This is a genomic window from Planctomycetota bacterium (genome assembly GCA_038746835.1).
In the GTDB taxonomy this organism is placed as follows: Bacteria; Planctomycetota; Phycisphaerae; order Tepidisphaerales; family Tepidisphaeraceae; genus JBCDKH01.
This window is the reverse complement of sequence record JBCDKH010000271.1, coordinates 1-3,409: the sequence shown is the minus strand read 5'-3', so window position 1 is coordinate 3,409 and position 3,409 is coordinate 1. Positions and strand designations below refer to the sequence as shown.

The window sequence follows — 3,409 nt, the reverse complement described above, 5'->3', positions numbered from 1 at the left end:
TTCTCGCGCTGCAGGACGGTCTGCTGCTTCGCGTCGTCCCAGCCGTACGTGGCCTTTTTGCCCAGGTCGCCGGTCTCTTCCCAGACGCGCACCTGCCGCTTGACCTCGTAGGCGACGCTCTTCTCGACCACGCTGAACGAGTTGAGGTTCTTCACCTCCGTGATGGCCGTCTTGTGGACCTCGCCTGCCTCGTCGGTGATGTGGACGTTGATGTTCGGCTCGAAGCGCATGTGGCCCATCTGCATCTGGCCGTGGCTCACGCCGAGGTATTGGACCAGCCGCTGCAGGTCACGGGCGAACGCCCCGACGGATTCGGGCGAGTCGAAGTCGGGCTCCGTCACGATCTCCAGGAGCGGCGTCCCGGCACGGTTCAAGTCGACGATGCTGTAGTCGATCGCATAGCCGCCGGGCGCATCGTGCAGCAGCTTGCCGGCGTCTTCTTCCAGATGGGCTCGTCGGATGCGGACCGTCTTCGTGCCGCCGTCGGGCAAGACCAGCTCGTAGCTGCCGGCACTGCACAGCGGCTGGTCGTACTGCGAAATCTGGTAGTTCTTCGGAAGGTCCGGGTAGTAGTAGCTCTTGCGATCCCACTTGCACCGGTCGGCGATGTCGCAGCCGAGCGCCAGGCCCGTCATGATGCTGAACTCGACGGCCGTCTTGTTCATGACCGGCAGCGTGCCGGGCAAGCCCATGACCATCGGGTCGACCTGGGTGTTCGGCTCACCGCCGAAGCCGTTCTTTGCGGCGGTGAACATCTTGCTGTCGGTGGCGAGCTGGACGTGGATTTCCAGCCCGACCAGCGTGCGGACTGAGGCTGCCTTGCGCGTCATGGGAGCAGGGTAGCAAGCGCTCGGAAGCCGAGGGTTGAGCGAAGCGATGCCCCGGAACTTGAGCGAGGGGTCGAAGGAATTTTCCGGGGGATCGCTCCGCTCACCCCACGGCTTCGAGGGGCAGACACTCGATTCCACCTCCCGCAGAATCAAGCCGATAGCGTTGTTAGATGGAGCCAGAAGTCCTCGCAAAGCTGCTGCGTGAGCACTTCGACCACGCGTATGTCATCAACCTGCCCGAACGGACAGACCGCCGACGCGAGGTGAGCCAGCAACTCGCACGGGTCGGGCTGGCGTTCGACGACGGCTTCGTCAAGCGATTTGATGCCTGCAAGGTCGACGAGCTGGCCGGCTTCTCGAGCCTCGGCCATCGCGGGTGCTTCACGAGTCACCGCGACGTCCTCCGCCACGCTTCCGCCGCCGGGTACGAGCGAGTCTGGGTGCTCGAAGACGACTGCGACTTCTCACGCTCGTTCGCCGAAGATGTCGGACCCGTGCTCTCGGCCCTCGCGGCGACGAACTGGTCTCATGTTCGCCTCGGCCACTACGAACATCCGACGGGCGGGCCAGGCATCCAGCGGATCGAGCCCGGACGGAACCTGATCGCCACACATTGCATCGCGTGGCGCGGCAAGCCCGTTCTCGACGCGGCTGCCGACTTCCTCGACCTGCTCATGTCCCGTCCGCCCGGCCATCCCGACGGCGGGCCGATGCCGATCGACGGCGCGTTCAACACGCTCATCGCCCAGCGGCCGGACCTGGAGGCGTTCATGGCCGTCCCGACGCTCGGCATCCAGCGAAGCAGCCGCAGCGACATCACGGTCAGCCGCTGGTTCGACAAGGTACCCGTCCTCCGCGACCTCGCCGGCACCGCCCGGTCTCTCCTGAAGCGGTAGCGATTCGTCGTGCTGAAGCACGACCTACGAATTGTCCATGGCTTCCGATCAGCTTGACCCGCTCACGCCCGTTGCTCGCGACGTTCTGCAGCTGGACAACGCTGGTCGGTACGAGGCGCTCGTACCGACGACGGCGTACGAACAGGCACGATCGCAGCTGGTTCAACTCGACGCCGACGGGGCCGTGCAACCGCCGACGGATCGCGATGCCGAGGCCTGCGTGCGGGCGGGGCTCTGGCTCTGGCACGACTTCCTGGTCGAAAGCCACACGATTAGCCAGAGCGTCGATACGCCGTTTGGCAGCTACTGGCTCGGCATCATGCATCGTCGCGAGGGCGACTTCGGCAATGCCAAGTACTGGTTCCGCCTTGCGGGCGAATTGCCGATCTTCAAGACGCTGTCGAGCCATGCGGCCGACGTCCTTCGCAACGAGCCGGCCGACAAGCGACTGCTGCCGCTGTCGTCGTCGAGCTGGAACCCGTCGGCCCTGGTCGACCTCGCTCAGACAGCCCATCGCGAGGGCGCGGACTCGCCGCTGCACAGGCCGGCCGTCGCGCTCCAGCAGGCGGAGTGGCGTGTGCTGTTCGACTGGTGCGTGCGGCAATCGCGAAGCTGACCCGCCGCTAACGTCAGGGCGTTGGTCGATGTCGACGACTTGTTCGAATGGAACGACGGCCTGAAGGTCGCGGGGACTGACTGGTTCCTCGACAGCCGCCAGCCGCGGGCCAAGTGCCTGGTCAGTCACGCCCACAGCGACCACCTGCCGTACGGCGATCGCGACGACCCGCCCGATCCTGCCAAGCTCCACGGCCGCGCCGTCTGCACGCCGGTGACGGCCACGATCGGTCGTTACCGGTGCGGCCTGGCGAGCGAGGTCACCGAAGCCGAGTACGGCCAGACCGTCGACCTGGGCGACGGCGTGTCGTGCAAACTCCTGCCGGCCGGTCACGTGCTGGGCAGTGCGATGCCGCTCGTCACGACGCCCCGCGGCACGCTGCTCTACACGGGCGACTTCAAGCTGCGACACAGCCGAACCGTCCCACACGCCGAGCCCGAGCAGGCCGACGTGCTGGTGATGGAGAGCACCTACGGCAGCCCGTTCTTCCGGTTCCCACCGGCCGAAGAGGTCGAACAGCAGCTTGTCGAGCTCGTGGCCGAAGCGTTTCGCGAAGGCAAGCAGCCGGTCGTCCACGGCTATTCGCTCGGCAAGAGCCAGGAGAACATCCGCATCCTCACCGACGCGGGGTTCAACGTCTCGATGCACGGCGCGATCTGGCGAATTAGCCGCTACTACCGCGACTTCGGCATCCAACTCGGTCGCGACGACCAACTTCGCCAGTACCAGAAGGCCGACTTCAACGGGCCCAGACAGCTCGACCTGGAGGAGCGCGGCGTCCTCGTCTGCCCGCCGCGCGACGCACGCGGTGCCGTCACGCAGCAGTTCGGTGACGACGTCTGCCGGGTCATGATGAGCGGCTGGGCGTTGTCGCCAGGAGCCAAGTTCCGCTACGGCGTCGAGCACGCACTGCCGCTGAGCGATCACGCCGACTTCGATGAGCTGATCGAGACAATCGAGCGCGTCCGCCCCAGATACGTCGTCAGCCACCACGGCTTCGGCGAGTTCCCCGACCACCTCCACAAGCTCGGCCTGCCCGACAAGCTCGGCTTCGACATTCGCCTCGC

Annotated in this window: 4 protein-coding genes; 3 read left to right on the top strand and 1 reads right to left on the bottom strand. The window is 66.0% G+C overall.

Features of this window, described 5'->3' with window-relative positions:
- On the bottom strand, nt 1-830 hold an 830-nt coding region (gene gatB / locus AAGI46_16430), incomplete at its 3' end, for an Asp-tRNA(Asn)/Glu-tRNA(Gln) amidotransferase subunit GatB (protein ID MEM1013794.1).
- A 170-nt stretch (nt 831-1,000) separates the two neighbouring features.
- On the opposite strand from gatB, the gene AAGI46_16425 reads away from it, so the two are divergent.
- The 3 genes from AAGI46_16425 to AAGI46_16415 all read left to right on the top strand — a co-directional run.
- On the top strand, nt 1,001-1,726 hold the full coding sequence (locus AAGI46_16425; protein ID MEM1013793.1) for a glycosyltransferase family 25 protein: 726 nt from the start codon (nt 1,001-1,003) through the stop codon (nt 1,724-1,726).
- Nucleotides 1,727-1,763: 37 nt separating this feature from the next.
- Nucleotides 1,764-2,342 (top strand): hypothetical protein, encoded by a 579-nt coding sequence (locus tag AAGI46_16420; GenBank protein ID MEM1013792.1) that lies wholly within the window; start codon nt 1,764-1,766, stop codon nt 2,340-2,342.
- Nucleotides 2,343-2,363: 21 nt separating this feature from the next.
- The coding region (locus tag AAGI46_16415; GenBank protein ID MEM1013791.1) for a hypothetical protein at nt 2,364-3,409 on the top strand (1,046 nt) is incomplete at its 3' end.